General features: G+C 66.5%; 15 protein-coding genes. 4 read left to right on the top strand and 11 right to left on the bottom strand.

From position 1 onward, the window contains the following. Positions 1-17: 17 nt before the first annotated feature. Together KTJ89_RS08580 and KTJ89_RS08575 are read right to left on the bottom strand one after the other, a co-directional pair. The gene (locus KTJ89_RS08580) at positions 18-701 is read right to left on the bottom strand and encodes a response regulator (RefSeq protein WP_039208435.1); all 684 of its coding nucleotides are present in this window, start codon (positions 699-701) and stop codon (positions 18-20) included. Beyond that, the gene (locus KTJ89_RS08575) at positions 698-2,119 is read right to left on the bottom strand and encodes an ATP-binding protein (RefSeq protein WP_259357394.1); all 1,422 of its coding nucleotides are present in this window, start codon (positions 2,117-2,119) and stop codon (positions 698-700) included. Before KTJ89_RS08575 ends, KTJ89_RS08580 begins: the two co-directional genes overlap by 4 nt. 267 nt (positions 2,120-2,386) lie before the next feature. Between KTJ89_RS08575 and phoU the strand changes: the two genes are divergently transcribed. Beyond that, positions 2,387-3,049 carry a phosphate signaling complex protein PhoU gene (phoU, locus tag KTJ89_RS08570; RefSeq protein ID WP_139468122.1) on the top strand — a complete coding sequence of 221 codons (663 nt, stop codon included), beginning with the start codon at positions 2,387-2,389 and terminating at the stop codon, positions 3,047-3,049. Positions 3,050-3,148: 99 nt separating this feature from the next. On the opposite strand, the gene KTJ89_RS08565 is transcribed toward phoU, so the two are convergent. Beyond that, entirely contained in the window at positions 3,149-4,093 is a 945-nt protein-coding gene (locus KTJ89_RS08565; protein WP_259357393.1) for an EamA family transporter, read from the bottom strand. A gap of 71 nt (positions 4,094-4,164) precedes the next feature. Here KTJ89_RS08565 and KTJ89_RS08560 point away from each other — a divergent pair, with 71 nt between their 5' ends. Next, entirely contained in the window at positions 4,165-5,082 is a 918-nt protein-coding gene (locus KTJ89_RS08560) for a LysR family transcriptional regulator (RefSeq protein ID WP_259357392.1), read from the top strand. Positions 5,083-5,165: 83 nt separating this feature from the next. Here the strand turns inward: KTJ89_RS08560 and KTJ89_RS08555 are convergent, their stop codons facing one another. After that, complete coding sequence (locus KTJ89_RS08555; protein WP_139468119.1) at positions 5,166-5,909, bottom strand: phosphoglyceromutase; 744 nt, start codon at positions 5,907-5,909, stop codon at positions 5,166-5,168. 167 nt (positions 5,910-6,076) lie between these two features. Here KTJ89_RS08555 and KTJ89_RS08550 point away from each other — a divergent pair, with 167 nt between their 5' ends. Together KTJ89_RS08550 and KTJ89_RS08545 are read left to right on the top strand one after the other, a co-directional pair. Beyond that, complete coding sequence (locus tag KTJ89_RS08550) at positions 6,077-7,117, top strand: bile acid:sodium symporter family protein (protein WP_259357391.1); 1,041 nt, start codon at positions 6,077-6,079, stop codon at positions 7,115-7,117. Then, positions 7,117-7,824 carry a GNAT family N-acetyltransferase gene (locus tag KTJ89_RS08545; protein ID WP_310650280.1) on the top strand — a complete coding sequence of 236 codons (708 nt, stop codon included), beginning with the start codon at positions 7,117-7,119 and terminating at the stop codon, positions 7,822-7,824. The genes KTJ89_RS08550 and KTJ89_RS08545 overlap by 1 nt, the downstream gene beginning before the upstream one ends. Before the next feature lie 13 nt (positions 7,825-7,837). Here the strand turns inward: KTJ89_RS08545 and KTJ89_RS08540 are convergent, their stop codons facing one another. The 7 genes from KTJ89_RS08540 to KTJ89_RS08510 form a co-directional block, all read right to left on the bottom strand. After that, positions 7,838-8,218, bottom strand: a complete 381-nt coding sequence (locus KTJ89_RS08540) for an iron chaperone (RefSeq protein WP_259357390.1) — start codon at positions 8,216-8,218, stop codon at positions 7,838-7,840. Further along, positions 8,215-8,796, bottom strand: coding sequence for a YbjN domain-containing protein (locus tag KTJ89_RS08535; protein WP_259357389.1), 582 nt, complete (start codon positions 8,794-8,796; stop codon positions 8,215-8,217). The genes KTJ89_RS08540 and KTJ89_RS08535 overlap by 4 nt, the downstream gene beginning before the upstream one ends. A 50-nt stretch (positions 8,797-8,846) precedes the next feature. After that, a complete protein-coding gene (locus KTJ89_RS08530) occupies positions 8,847-10,271 on the bottom strand; it encodes a glycosyltransferase (protein ID WP_139909091.1) in 1,425 nt (474 codons plus the stop codon). Positions 10,272-10,424: 153 nt separating this feature from the next. Continuing rightward, complete coding sequence (locus KTJ89_RS08525; RefSeq protein WP_259357388.1) at positions 10,425-11,234, bottom strand: alpha/beta fold hydrolase; 810 nt, start codon at positions 11,232-11,234, stop codon at positions 10,425-10,427. A gap of 73 nt (positions 11,235-11,307) precedes the next feature. After that, positions 11,308-11,619, bottom strand: coding sequence for a DUF2516 family protein (locus KTJ89_RS08520; protein WP_092010787.1), 312 nt, complete (start codon positions 11,617-11,619; stop codon positions 11,308-11,310). 109 nt (positions 11,620-11,728) lie between these two features. Then, positions 11,729-12,211, bottom strand: a complete 483-nt coding sequence (locus KTJ89_RS08515) for an AzlD domain-containing protein (protein WP_139468114.1) — start codon at positions 12,209-12,211, stop codon at positions 11,729-11,731. Next, the gene (locus KTJ89_RS08510; protein WP_139468113.1) at positions 12,208-12,984 is read right to left on the bottom strand and encodes an AzlC family ABC transporter permease; all 777 of its coding nucleotides are present in this window, start codon (positions 12,982-12,984) and stop codon (positions 12,208-12,210) included. Before KTJ89_RS08510 ends, KTJ89_RS08515 begins: the two co-directional genes overlap by 4 nt. Positions 12,985-13,021: the final 37 nt, after the last annotated feature.

The raw sequence follows: 13,021 nt of genomic DNA, 5'->3' as shown, positions 1-13,021 counted from the left end.
TTCGCCGGATGGCGCCCTCAGGCTTCGAACTTGTACCCGAGCCCGCGCACCGTGGTGAGCAGACGCGGCTCCGACGGGTTCTCCTCGATCTTCGCACGCAGTCGCTTGACGTGGACGTCGAGCGTCTTCGTATCGCCCACGTAGTCCTCGCCCCAGATCCGGTCGATGAGCTGACCGCGGGTCATCACGCGGCCGGAGTTGCGCACGAGGATCTCGAGCAGCTCGAACTCCTTGAGCGGCATGGACTGCTCTTCACCACGCACGGACACGACGTGGCGTTCGACGTCGATGCGCACTCCCCCGGCTTCGAGCACGGACTCGTCCTCGAATTCCTCGGTCTCGACATTGCGGCGCAGCACGGCTCGCACGCGAGCCAGCAGCTCACGTGAGGAGTACGGCTTCGTCACATAGTCATCGGCGCCGAGCTCGAGTCCCACGACCTTGTCGATCTCCGAATCCTTGGCCGTGAGCATGATGATCGGCACATTGGACTTCGCCCGCAGCTCGCGGCACACCTCGGTGCCGGAGGCGCCGGGCAGCATGAGGTCGAGCAGAACCAGATCGGCGCCGGTGCGGTCGAACTCCGCCAGAGCCTTGAGCCCGTCATCGGCGACCGTCACCTCGTACCCTTCCTTACCGAGCAGGTACGACAGCGGGTCCGAGAACGAATCTTCGTCCTCGACAAGCAGAATACGAGTCACGTTGTGAGCTTCCTTTGTTCGCTTTCTTCGGTCAGTTCCTTGGGTGGGTCGGCGGTCGCCCCGCCGTCTCCATTATCACCGGAGGGCGCGTCGTTGTCGCCGGCCGGGTCGTCCGCGCCGGACGCGGCGGTTCCGTGCCCATCGTCATCCGCCGAGGCGGTCCCCGTGGACTCGCCCTCTGTCGCCGAGGCGGCTCCGGTCGGTTCGTCATCCGCCGAGGCGGTCCCGGTCGAATCCGCGGAATGTTCGATGAGGACCCCTGCCGGGGCCGAATCGGCAGCGGAGGCTTCGGTTGCAGTTCCGGCCAACGGGAGCACGATCGTGAACGTCGAGCCCTTGTTCAGCTGACTCCACACACGCACCTCACCGCCGTGGGTGGCGACGATGTGCTTGACGATGCTCAGCCCCAGTCCGGTGCCGCCGGTGATCCGGGAGCGTGCCGGGTCCACTCGGTAGAAGCGTTCGAAGACGCGCTCGGTGTCCTGGGCGGTCATCCCGATGCCCTGGTCGGTCACGGCGATCTCGATGCGCTCGTCGACGAGGTCGACTCCGACGCCGACGCGGGTGCCCTCGGGCGAGTAGTTCACGGCATTGTCGATGAGGTTGCGCACCGCGTTGACGAGCAGTTCGTAATTGCCTTCGATGAGCAGATCGCTCGGCGGGGAGACCTCGATGTGGATGTTCTTGCCTTCCGCCCCTGTCCGGGCACGGTCAGCGGCATCGTCGACCACCTCGGCGACGGAGATCTTCTCGGTCGTCGCGGGAGCGGCGTGGTCCTGGACGCGGGAGAGGTCGATGATCTCCTGGACGAGCTGGGTCAGCCTCTTCGACTCCCGCTGCATCCGCCCGCCGAAGCGTTCGACAGCGGCCGGATCGTCGGCGAAGTCGGTGACCGCCTCGGCGAGCAGTGCCATCGCACCGATCGGCGTCTTGAGCTCGTGGGAGACGTTGGCGACGAAGTCACGGCGGACGGCGTCGACGCGCTTGGATTCGGTCTGATCGTCGCAGAGGACGAGGACGAAGGAGGTGCCCAAGGGAGCGACGCGGGCGTGGAGGTAGCGGAGCACGGAATCGGAGTTCTCCCGTGTCTGCTCGAGGTCGATCTCTTCGATGAGACCGCGCGCGCGGACGCGGCCGACGACCCGCAGCATCTCGGGCGATGCCAGCGAATGCCCCCTGACCAGGCCGAACGTGTATGCGGCCGGCGACGCCTTGACGACGTCGTCACCGGCGTCGATGACGATCGCGGCCGAGGGCAGAACGGCCAGCACTTCGGCGATGCCTTCGGGCAGGTCGTCCTCGGAATGCAGATCGGCAGCATCGCGGGAGCGTTCGCTGAATCGGAACGCAAGAATTCCCGCTATACCCAGGCCCAGGCCGACGACGCCGGTCAGGACCGCCACGACTAAGAGATCCACAGCCTCAAGCTTAGGCGCTGTCCATCGTCCCGGCGCACCGAATTCACTTCTGCTGGAAGTATTTGCCGAGGAATTCACCTTCCCGTCTGGAGTCGTTCACTCGATCGTGCGATGCTGACGTCTGTGTGCCTGCGCTCCCTGCCGTTCCTGCCTTCTGCTTTCCCCCGCTGAGGGTGCGGATCGGAAGCGCCGGCACCCCTCAAGACACCCAGCACCGCCGACAGTCACTCCAGATTGTCACAATCGAGAGTTAAGGAACCGCAGTTCATGCGCGAAGTCTTCAGAAACGAATTGGACGATCTGGCCACCCAGCTGGTCGGCATGTCCACCAAGGTCCTCGACGCCATCCGCCTGGCCAATCAGTCGCTGCATTCGAATGATCTCGAGCTGGCGGAGCAGGTCATCGAGGCCGACTCCGTCATCGACAATATGCAGTTCACCCTCGATCAGCAGGCCGCCGAGATGCTCGCCCTGCAAGCTCCGGTGGCCGCAGATCTGCGTGCCGTCATCGGTTCGCTGCGGATGTCGGCATCGCTCGAGCGCATGGGCGACCTCGCCCGTCACATCGCCCAGCAGGTGCGCATCCGCTATCCCGAGTCCGCAATCCCCGAGGGCTTCGAATCGACGTTCGCGCGGATGGGCGAGTCCGGTGAGAGGATCGCCGAGGCGACGCAGAGCCTGCTCTCGAATCCCGGCCTGTCCGATGTGCCCACGATCAACGCCATCGACGAAGAACTCGACGAGCTTCACCTGAGCGTGTTCGGGAAGCTCGGCGAAGCCCCGGCCGGTTCGCTGGCTCCCCGTCATATCGCCGATGTCACCCTGCTCTCGCGCTACTACGAGCGCTTCGGTGATCACGCAGTGTCCGTGTCGCAGAAGGTCGAGTATCTGCTCACCGGAAACTGGGAACCCTACCTGTCGAAGAAGTAGGAACCCGGCTCGACGAAGCACGAATCGAGCGAAGCGCCCCGACACTGTCGGGGCGCTTCGCGCATTCTGCGCCAGCGGTTCACTGACGCGACCGAAGCCTCAGCTGGAGGCCGAGACCTCTTCCGGCGCCTGTCTGACGACGATCTTTCGGCGACGTCTGGGCCCGTTCCTGATGCCGCGGGCCAGATTCTTGAGCACTCCCGTCGTCACGGCGACACCGAGGAGCAGCAGAACTCCGCCGATGAGTTCGGCGATGCTCGGGCGGTCTCCGAGCACGATCCAGGCGGAGAGCACTCCGACCGGCGGGACGAGCAGGGAGAACGGCGCGACCTGCGAGGCCGGGAAGCGAGCGAGCAGCGAGTTCCAGATGACATAGCCGACCAGCGATGCCAGTCCGGCGGTGTAGACGACCGAGGCCACGACACCCCAGGTCGGGTGCGTGAGTGCATGGGCCACCTCGGCGGGTCCGTCGATGACCGTCGACAGTGCGACCATCGGAATCGGTACGACGAGAGCCGACCACACCGTCATCTGCACTCCGTTCGTGCCGGGTTTCACGCCGCGCGCGATGACGTTGCCCGTCGCCCAGGACAGGGCGGCGCCGACCGCGACGAGGAAGGCGACGATCGGCACGTTCGCCTGCAGGCTCAGACCGATGACGGCCAGGCCGACGAGGCCGATGAGGATGCCGATGATCTGGCGGCGACTCGGGATCTCGTGCAGCACGAGGGCCGCGACGATGACGGTGAACGCGGCTTGGATCTGGATGACGATCGAGGTCAGGCCGGCGGGCAGGCCGAGCGCCATGGAGGTGTAGAGAAGGCCGAACTGGCCGGCCGACATGAAGGTGCCGATGAGGAGTATGCGGCCGAAGGAGCCACGGGGGAAGCGGACGAAGAAGATCGCGGGCACCACGACGAAGGTGAATCGGGCGGCGACGAGGAGCAGCGGCGGCCAGTCGCGCAGACCGAGGTCGATGAAGATGAAGTTGACTCCCCAGAGAACGACGACGAGGAGGGCGAGCATGTAGTGGACCGAGCGCATAACTCCAGCATTCCAGCCCCGTCGTCAAATTTCCATTGAAAGTCCGTCCACTGTTTCATTAAGATAATTTGATGATCGATACTGTTGCCCTGCGCACCCTCGTCGCCCTCGATTCGCTCGGTTCGGTCACGGCGACGGCCGAGTCTCTGGGATATACGCCGGCGGCGGTGAGCCATCAGCTGCAGAAGCTCTCGCGCTATCTCGGTGCACCGGTGACTGAGCGGACGGGCCGCGGCATTGCGCTGACACCGGTGGGCCGGGAGCTCAGCCGACGCGGGGCCGGGCTGCTGGAGGAGCTGGAGAGTCTGGAGACCGCGGCCCGAGCGCAGTCAGGTGAGCCGCGGGGACGGATCACGGTCGGCGGGTTCTCGACGGGGATCCGCGGACTGCTCGTACCCGCGCTGCCGCGATTGGCCGTCTCGGCGCCGGAGCTGACGGTGTCGAACTTCGAGGAGGAGCCGGACGAGCTCATCGAGATGGTCACGGCCGGCAGGATCGATGCCTCGCTCGTCTTCGGCTGGGATTCGTCCTCGCTGCACCTGCCCGCGACGCTGATCTCGGAGACGATCACCGTGGATCGGGCCGATATCGTCATGCACCGGGATCATCATCTGGCCGCCTGCACCGAGGTGACCCGCAGCGATCTGCTCGGCGAGATGTTCGTATCGGCTCCGCGCAATGCCGTGTGCCATCGATGGCTGACGGCACTGTTCGAGGAGCTCGGCAGCAAGCCGCAGATCGACTACTGGGCAATCGAGTACGACACGCAGATCGAATTCGTCCGAGCTGTCGGGGCGTTGGCGCTCGTGCCGCGGTTGGGTAGGCCGCACCTGCCGGCCGATGTCGTGGCGGTGCCGCTCGATGATCCGAGCATTGCCCGCACGATCTCACTGGTGTGGCGGAAATCGATGTCGGCCTCCCCCGCGATCGCCTTTCTGCTCGAAGAGATGAAGGCGATCGCCGGGAAGACCGACTCGATCGGTGCATGAGTGGGGCCGGGGTTCGGCGTCCGAGTGTCGTCTCGGCGCCCGAGCCCGAACGGATCCCGCCCCGTCTGCGGTGGGGCCGGGGGTCAGCGCCCCTGGTTGGCGACCTGGCCGATGGCGGCCGCTGCCGCTTCGGCATCGAGGTAGGTTCCGCCGGGGGTGACCGGGGTGAAGTCCTCGGTGAGCTCGTAGTGCAGCGGAATGCCGGTGGGGATATTCAGCCCGGTGATATCGGCATCGGAAATCCCATCGAGGTGCTTGACCAGCGCACGCAGCGAGTTGCCGTGGGCGGCCACGAGCACGGTCTTGCCGACGGTGAGTTCGGGCACGAGGGTGTCGTACCAGTAGGGCAGCAGGCGATCGATGACGTCGGCGAGGCATTCGGTGCGGGGCAGCGCATCGCCGAGGTTGGCGTAGCGGGCTTCACCGGCCTGAGAGAATTCCGAGCTGTCGGCCAGGGCCGGCGGCGGAGTATCGAAGGAGCGGCGCCAGGTCATGAACTGCTCTTCGCCGAACTCGTCGCGGATCTCCTTCTTGTTCTTGCCCTGCAGTGCGCCGTAGTGGCGTTCGTTGAGGCGCCAGCTGCGGTGGACGTCGAGCCAGGACAGGTCCGCTGCCTCGAGTGCGATGTTCGCGGTCAGAATCGCACGCTTGAGCCGCGAGGTGTAGACGACATCGGGGATGAGGTCTTTCTCGCGCAGCAGCTCGCCGGCGCGCTTGCCTTCAGCACGGCCTTTGTCGGTGAGGGTCACGTCGACCCATCCGGTGAACAGATTCTTCTGGTTCCATTCGCTTTCGCCGTGGCGCAGCAGGATGAGGTTATACGTCATGGCTCCATTTTGACACGACCATTCAGTCTCGGTCGCCGACGACCGTCATCACCGCCGGTCTCCTCCGGAGGTGGCCCGCCAACACCCAGCCGCTCCTCCTCGCCGATCGGGTCTCAATTTCTGGGCGTGTGTCTCGAATGACAAAATCGTCGGAGTAGCCTGGACCCATGTCACAAACGCCAGCACATCAGGCTTCCGGAGGCACAGCCGCTCCCGCTGCCGATCGCAGTTCGATCATCGCCGTCACGGCTCTGCCGGTCCTCGTCGTCATTGCGGGAGTGCTCGGGTTCCTGCTGCCCGATGCCTTCACTCCCCTGGCGCCGTCGATCACCTGGGCGCTCGGCGTGGTCATGTTCTTCATGGGCCTGACCCTGACGCTGCCCGACTTCGCCCGCATCGCGAAGCGGCCGTGGATTGCGGTGCTCGGAGTCGTCACTCAGTTCGTGGCGATGCCGCTGCTCGGCCTCCTCGTCGTGACCGTGTACTCGCTTCCGACCGAGATCGCCGTCGGCGTCATCCTCGTCGGCTGCGCGCCCGGCGGCACTGCGTCGAATGTCGTCACCTATCTGGCCAAGGGCGACACAGCACTGTCGGTGTCGATCACGACCCTGTCGACGCTGCTCGCTCCGGTGCTCACCCCGCTGCTGACTCTGTGGCTGGCCGGTTCGTACATGGACGTGCCGTTCTGGTCGATGTTCGTCTCGATCTGCCAGACGGTGCTCGTGCCGGTCATCGTCGGCGTCCTCGTCCGCGTGTTCGCGTCGAAGTTCGTCGACAAGATCTCGCCGGTGCTGCCGTGGCTGGCCTCGATCGCCATCGCCTATATCGTCTCGATCGTCGTAGCCGGATCCGCGAGTTCGATCGCCACTGCCGGTGTGCTCGTTCTGCTGGCCGTCGTCACGCACAATCTGCTCGGGCTCGGTGTCGGCTACGGTGTGGCCGCGGCCTGCCGTCTCGACACCCCGACCCGTCGCGCACTGTCGTTCGAGGTCGGACTCCAGAACTCCGGTCTGGCATCGACCCTGGCCACCACGTACTTCTCACCGCTGGCAGCACTGCCCGGAGCCGTCTTCAGCGTGTGGCACAACGTCTCCGGCGCCGTGCTGGCCTCGCTCTTCGCGCGTCGTCCCTACGGCAAGCCGCCGGTCGATGCGGCGGGCCGTGAGCCGGCCACTGCCGGAGCGACCTCCGCTGGGATCGCGGGCTGATGACCACCGAGGCAGCCCCGGGCGAGGGCGAATCGGGTCAGGGCGAATCGGGCCGAGGCTTCGACGGGTTCTCCCGTCAGACCCTGGACCTGGCGGGCCGGACGTTCGTCATCCGCCGCGCGACCGAGGCCGATGTGTCGGCCATTGTTGCGCTCCTGCGTGACGACGTGCTCGGGGCCGCCCGTGAGGCCGACGTCGAAGTGGTCGACCGTGCGGGCGCTGTCGCAGCCTGCGCTGCACCTGCCATCCCCGACGCCGAGGATGCGGCCCCCTATGCTCGTGCGTTCGCGCTCATCGACGCCGATCCCAATCAGCTCCTCGTCGCCATCACCGAAGCAGCAGGACAGGCTGACACGCCAGGCCGGGCCGAGTCAGCCGAACAGGCCGAATCGGCCGATCAGACCCGATCAACTGGCCAGACTCACGACGGCACGACCGTCGTCGGGACCCTGCAGCTGAGTCTGCTGCCCAGCCTGTCTCGCCGCGGCACGCTCCGCCTGCAGATCGAGGCGGTGCGAGTCGGCCCCTCGGCTCAGGGCATCGGGCTCGGCACGGCGGTCTTCGAATGGGCTCACGAGTGCGGACGTCGCTTCGGCGCCGGACTCGTTCAGCTCACCACTGATAAGTCGCGCACCGGTGCTCAGCGTTTCTATGACCGACTCGGCTATGTCGCCAGCCACGAGGGAATGAAGCTGCCCCTCGACTGAGACCGGCGCGCCCTCACATCCACTTCACTCCGTCGACCTCGAATTCGCGGATCCGGTGGGCGATCATCTCGGTCAGCAGCTCGGTCGGAATCTCGCCGTCATAGGGCAGTTTGATCGAGCCCTTACCGGTGTCGAAGTCCTGCAGACGGTCGGCGAAGACGTCTTTCGTGCTGGGAGTGAAGACGACGTTCGCGTGCTTCTTGTACCCGGCGAACACGAACAGGATCGAGCCGAGGGCATAGGCGGGGCTGCCCCATTTGAGGCTCTCCTCGGCTCGCGGTGCAGCGGCACGACTGAGCTCGCGCAGCCGGGTGAGGAAAGCTCGGTGTCGCTCGTCGTCGAATGAGTCGATGTATTCGTCGACGCTCGCCGGCTTGGAGGTGGACGCACTCATGAGCGCGAGCCGTCACTCGCACGATCGGCCGACACCGCCGGGGGTTCGGAATCGGCGTCACCGAAGGTGCCGAGGAATTCGTTGTCATCCCCGCTGAGCACCTTCTCGAAGGCCGCGAGGTTGCGCGTCGACTCGCCCCGGCCGACCCTCCAGGCCCACTCTTTCTTCATTCCGGTGAGGAACCCGATCTGGAGGAGTTCATTGAATGAGGAGTCCGCCGTGGCGAGCATCGCCCCGAGAAGTCCGTCGAGGTCATCGAGCAGGTGCTCTCGGGGCACGCTCGCGCGCAGATAGACATCGCCGAGGCTGTCGATCGCAAATGCCACCGGCCCGGGTTTGAGGTTCTTCAGCAGCAGCCACCGATTGAATGCGGCCGAGTTCTCGTCTGGATGACGGATGACGAACGCCTGCAGATGGGCGGTGCGAGCGAAGACGCTGATCGCCACGTTCGTCTTGAGCTTCTTCTCCCCCGGCAGGGTGACGACGATCTCCGCATCCTCGATCGAATCGACAGGAACGTCGTTGCTCTCGGCCCAGGTGCGCACTCCGGACAGGATCGCCTCGGTGTCGGTGCTCATGCTCTCACGCCTTTCGCTCGGCTCTCGTGCTCACCGCCGACTCTAGTCGTTCAGCACGCTCCCAGCGCTTCCGAGCGCCGCGCAGATACGCCGGAAATGTCCGGCACAGCGTCGAGGACGGCTGCGACGGTGTGGCCCCAGTCGAAGCGTTCGGCACGGTCGACGGCATGGCCGGCGAGTTCGGCTCGCAGCTGCGTGTCAGTGAGCAGCGTTTCGATCGCCGTCGCCCAGTGGTGCGGGTTGTGATCGGCGATGAGCAGTCCCGAATGTCCGTGTTCGACGATTTCCGGGAGTCCTCCCACCGCCGAGGCGATCGCGGGCAGACCGGAGGCGGCCGCTTCGGCGGCCACGAGTCCGAAGGATTCGCTGCGGGAGGGGACGATGAGCAGGTCAGCGGCCCGGTAGTAGTCGACGAGGATGTGGGAGGGAACGGGCGGGCGGACCTCGACGCTGGGTTCGCTCGCGATCGCCGCGGTCAGCTCCCGCAGATACGTCGAGGACGGTCGGACCTCTCCCCCGCCTGCTTCGACGCCTGCCCCCGAGGCGGCTCCGAGGAGGATACCGCGGGTTCGGGAGGCCAGGTGCGGGTTGCGTTCCCGCAGATCGGCCAGGGCGTCGACGGCGACGTCCGTGCCTTTGATGAACTGCATACGCCCGACGTAGAGGACGATCGCCTCGTCCGAGTCGAATCCCAGACGCTTGCGCGCGTCCGACTGTGAGTCCGGTGCGTAGAGCGCGTGATCGACACCCGGTCGGGCGACGACGACCGAGTCGGGGTCGGCGTGGAGCTCCGACACGAGATCGCGACGTTCGGCGGGGGTGGCGGCGACGAGCAGATCGGCCTCGGCGGCGATGCGCTCTTCGGCTTCGAGTCGTTGGGGTCGTTCGTGGCTGGTGTCGGAATCGCGGTTCTTCACGGCCCCGATCGTGTGCATGCTCACCGCGATCGGAGCCTGCGCCGCACGGTCCTGCCCGACCCCGACAACGGCGTCGGCACCGCTGTCTCCGGACTCGGTGCCGCTGTCTCCGGACTCGGCGGCGTTGTCACGGGCGCGCAGGGCCGCCTCGGCGGAGATCCAATAGTGGCTCCAGATGAGATCGGCGGAGCGGAAGTCGGGGTGGGCATTGAGCAGGTCGGCGAGTTCGTCGATCGCGTCGGCGAGTTCGTCCTTCGTCGCGGCGCCGACCGGCAGGTGGTGGAGGGTGATGGATTCGGTGATCTCCAGCCTCGCACTCTGACCCTCGGAGGGGCCCGCGCCGCGTCCCCGACCAGCGCCGGCTCCGTCGACAGCGACTTCTGCACTGCCTCCCGTGCCGTCGAGTCCGCCGGGGTCGGCGGTGAACACGTCGACTCGGTGTCCGGCGGCGGCGAGCGCGCGCACGGATTGGTCGACGTAGACGTTCATTCCTCCGGCGTCGCCCTGGCCGGGTTGGGCGACGGGCGAGGTGTGGAGGGAGAGGACGGAGATGCGCACGGAGACAGTCTAGCCAACGACCTCTGTCGGGTGACCAGCCGAAACCAGCGCTGAACCGAATCCAGAACCTCACCGAAGGACGTGACTAACCGAAGCCGGTGCCTGATGGAAGCCGGTGCCCAACCGAAGCCGGCGCCTGGTCGAAGCCGGTGCCTAACCGAAGAACTCGCCGAGGATGCGCCGTACGTCATGACGGCCGCGCCACAAGATCGATCCGGCAGGGAGCACCTCGAGGCGGGAGTTCGGAATCGCACGGTGGATGGCTTCGGCGACGGGGACCGGATGTGCTGGGTCGTCTTCGTGGGTGAGCACGAGGACATCGCCCGGGAAGGAGCGCAGGTTCCGGGCTGCCTCTTCGGTATCCGCGACAGCGATTTCGAGGGCGAGTCCGAGTCCGTCGGACATGTCCGTGTGGACGAGGTTCTCGGCCTTCGCCTTGGTCCAAGCACGCGCGGGAAGCATCTGGGCCACCTCGGCGGGTTCGCGGGAGAGCATGAGTTCGACGATGCCGTCGATGTTCTCATCGGCGACGAGGCGGCGCAGTCTCTCCAGGTGGGAGCGGTTGGCGGCGGCCACCTCGGCGGGGAACCCGGTGAAGGAGGCGGGGAGGACGAGGGCGATCTTGTCGAGACCGCGGGTCATGGGGTGGGCGATGCTCAGCAGGTGGAGGAGTCCTCCGGCGGACATCGAGACGCCCAGCGCTCGGCTCGCCGAGGTGGTGCTCACTGCGTCGGCGAGCACCTCGGCGATCTGCGGGTAGGTCCAGCCGGGGCCAGGTGAGGGGCGGCCGCCGTGTCCGGGCAGGTGGAGGAAGTGGCGGGTGCCGGTGATGCCGGTGCCGAAGGGGCGGGTGTCGCGGATCGCGCCGGCGAATCCGTGGCCGAAGAGGGTGTGCGGCTCGCCGCTTCCGAACGTGGCGATGAAGCCGGATTCGGGGCCCGGCAGGTTGAGGTCGGTGCTCATAGGGTGAGTCTAGTCAGCGTGTGCTGGGCGCTTGCCGATCGGGTCCGCGAATGCTGTTGCGGCGTCAAGTCGGTCAGCGGTTGCGGTAGCGCGGGTCGACGGCGCGGACCTTCGGGCGCACATCGGTGAGGTAGACGATGCCGGCGACAAGGGCGATGATGTTGAGGAAGATCATGCTCATGCCCATCGGCGGCAGGGCGATGAGGGCGAGCGCGAGTCCGACGCCGAGGAGGATGACCCAGAACTTCTTGCTCTGTTTGTCCACGGCACGGTAGTTCTCGTCCTTGAAGCGGAGGCAGTCGATGAACGCCCAGAGCTGGACGACGAATGCGGCCACCGTCAGGGCAAGAAAGACGAGACGCTGAAAGCCCGCGATGTATTCCATGGTCCCAGCCTAGCAATCTCGGGCTTTCGGGGCAGTTCCGGGCGGGAGATCCTCGGCAATTGCCCACCCGCATCCCACGGCTTTCACAGTGGGTGCCTGCCGTCCCTGCTCAGAGGATCCCGGTGGTGCGGATGAGCGCGCACACGCCCATGCCGATGACGACGGCGAGCAGCATCGGCACGCGCAGAATCGAGGCGAGAACGCCGGCGCCGACGCCGATGAGGCGGGCCGGATCGGCGATGTCAGTGCCGTCGAAGACCGCGGTCGTGGCGAAGACGGCGCCGATGAGCACGACCGTGGCCCGGTCCATCCACATCGTCACGCGCTCGGTCGAGTCGGCCGAATCACCGGCCCCCGCCGAGGCGGCTGTGCCCTGCCCCGCGACCCCTGCAGGGGCGGTTGTGCCCTGTCCGTCCACGCCTGCGGAGGCGTCGGCCCCCACAGAGGAGTCAGGCCCTGCCGAGGCGGTCGCCGGGGTCCGCCGGCGCCCCTTCGTGGCGATGGCCGCTCCCACCTTCACACCGGCGAAGCGCATGAGATAGGTTCCGAGGCTCAGCCCGGCAAGGGCGATGAGGAAGCTGACGGCGCTCATCGGCGGCTCTCCTCTCGGGTTGAGTGCTGCGAGTGGGCGGCATCGTGCGGGTCTGCGCTGTTGTCGCCTGCGCGGCGGCGACGGATGAACCAGCGCACACCCCAGCCGGCGGCGACGAAGACGAAGACGGACAGCGAGGTCACTGCTCCCAGCCCGAGCGGCAGCAGCGGGGTCAGGCCCACGGCGATGAGGATGCCGATGACGGTCAGCGAGAGTGTGACCCGGTTCTTCAGGTCCCCGCGGATGAGGCAGAAGAGGATGATCGGGAAGGCCGCATCGAGTCCGAGCAGGTCCGCGTTGATGACATTGCCCAGCCACTGCCCGACCATGGCACCGCCGGGCCACATGATGGCGATTGCGGCGCCCATGAGCAGGAACGCATGCCATTTCGCCCGGTCGTTGTGCCCGAGGCGCGAGATCGCGGTGGATTCGTCGTTGATCCAGTGGGAGGCGATGAGAGCTCGCCAGTCCTGTGGGAAGAAAGGGCCGACTGCGACGCCGAAGGCGAAGTTCCGGGAATTGACGAGGAGACCCGCCAGCACCGCGAGGATCGGGGCACCGCCGGCGGCGATGACGCCGACGAAGGTGAATTCGGCGGCGCCGCCGAGAGCGAACATCGCCAGCAGCAGAGTCTGCCACCAGGCGAATCCGGAGACCGCGGAGATCGCCCCGTACGACAGCGCGACTGCGATGATCGTGACGGTGACGATGGCGACCGCACGATAGGTCGAGCCGGGGAGCACCCGATCAGCCGTGCGAAATAATGAACCCATGTTCTATACAGTGCACCCCCGGCCATCGTTCGTCAAC

It is taken from the genome of Brevibacterium sediminis (assembly GCF_024895295.1).
GTDB lineage: Bacteria > Actinomycetota > Actinomycetes > Actinomycetales > Brevibacteriaceae > Brevibacterium > Brevibacterium sediminis.
This window is presented reverse-complemented; position numbering and strand designations above follow the sequence as displayed.

Coding starts and splice junctions, on each gene's coding strand:
- phoU (WP_139468122.1), top strand. CDS start 2,387: ATGCGCGAAGTCTTCAGAAACGAATTGGACGATCTGGCCACCCAGCTG.
- KTJ89_RS08565 (WP_259357393.1), bottom strand. CDS start 4,093: ATGCGCTCGGTCCACTACATGCTCGCCCTCCTCGTCGTCGTTCTCTGG.
- KTJ89_RS08560 (WP_259357392.1), top strand. CDS start 4,165: ATGATCGATACTGTTGCCCTGCGCACCCTCGTCGCCCTCGATTCGCTC.
- KTJ89_RS08555 (WP_139468119.1), bottom strand. CDS start 5,909: ATGACGTATAACCTCATCCTGCTGCGCCACGGCGAAAGCGAATGGAAC.
- KTJ89_RS08550 (WP_259357391.1), top strand. CDS start 6,077: ATGTCACAAACGCCAGCACATCAGGCTTCCGGAGGCACAGCCGCTCCC.
- KTJ89_RS08545 (WP_310650280.1), top strand. CDS start 7,117: ATGACCACCGAGGCAGCCCCGGGCGAGGGCGAATCGGGTCAGGGCGAA.
- KTJ89_RS08540 (WP_259357390.1), bottom strand. CDS start 8,218: ATGAGTGCGTCCACCTCCAAGCCGGCGAGCGTCGACGAATACATCGAC.
- KTJ89_RS08535 (WP_259357389.1), bottom strand. CDS start 8,796: ATGAGCACCGACACCGAGGCGATCCTGTCCGGAGTGCGCACCTGGGCC.
- KTJ89_RS08525 (WP_259357388.1), bottom strand. CDS start 11,234: ATGAGCACCGACCTCAACCTGCCGGGCCCCGAATCCGGCTTCATCGCC.
- KTJ89_RS08520 (WP_092010787.1), bottom strand. CDS start 11,619: ATGGAATACATCGCGGGCTTTCAGCGTCTCGTCTTTCTTGCCCTGACG.
- KTJ89_RS08515 (WP_139468114.1), bottom strand. CDS start 12,211: ATGAGCGCCGTCAGCTTCCTCATCGCCCTTGCCGGGCTGAGCCTCGGA.
- KTJ89_RS08510 (WP_139468113.1), bottom strand. CDS start 12,984: ATGGGTTCATTATTTCGCACGGCTGATCGGGTGCTCCCCGGCTCGACC.